This window comes from Cognatundibacterium luofuense, from assembly GCF_018139685.1.
Taxonomy (GTDB): Bacteria; Pseudomonadota; Gammaproteobacteria; order Burkholderiales; family Burkholderiaceae_D; genus Undibacterium; species Undibacterium luofuense.
Window position 1 is genome coordinate 1 of sequence record NZ_JAGSPN010000203.1, and the last position, 413, is coordinate 413.

General features: G+C 59.3%; 1 pseudogene. It reads right to left on the reverse strand.

What is annotated here, in order from left to right:
- A pseudogene (locus KDM89_RS20035) lies at window positions 1–413 on the reverse strand (DNA polymerase Y family protein); the annotation flags it as partial.

The following is a 413-nucleotide window of genomic DNA, read 5'->3' on the forward strand; positions in this document are numbered from 1 at the left end:
TATGCGTTCGGCCGGTGAAATGAGGGTCAGCACCGATCCTGCATACCAGGGTTGATGCTGGCGCAGTGTCAGCGCCAGTGGCTGGGACAGCAGCCAGACCGGGCGCAGAAAGGCATGAGCGGCACTGGCCGTGGCATAAGCTTGCGCGGACTTTTTATGCAGCACGGAGACCCATTGATTGGCGATTTCAGGCCGGTAATCGGCTAGCGGTGCTGCCTGTAATACCTGATGTTCGCCCAGTCTGGCCACCAGCAGCGAGAGCAGGCGCTGATGGTCTTCGGGTTTGCCGCCCGGTTGGGGAAATAAATCCTCGCTGTGTAACTGGCGCTTTGCGGTCTCTGTCACTTCCAGTTCCAGTGCAATCACGGGTCCGCTCAGACGCAATTGTTGCAGACGCTCGCGCACCAGCAGTT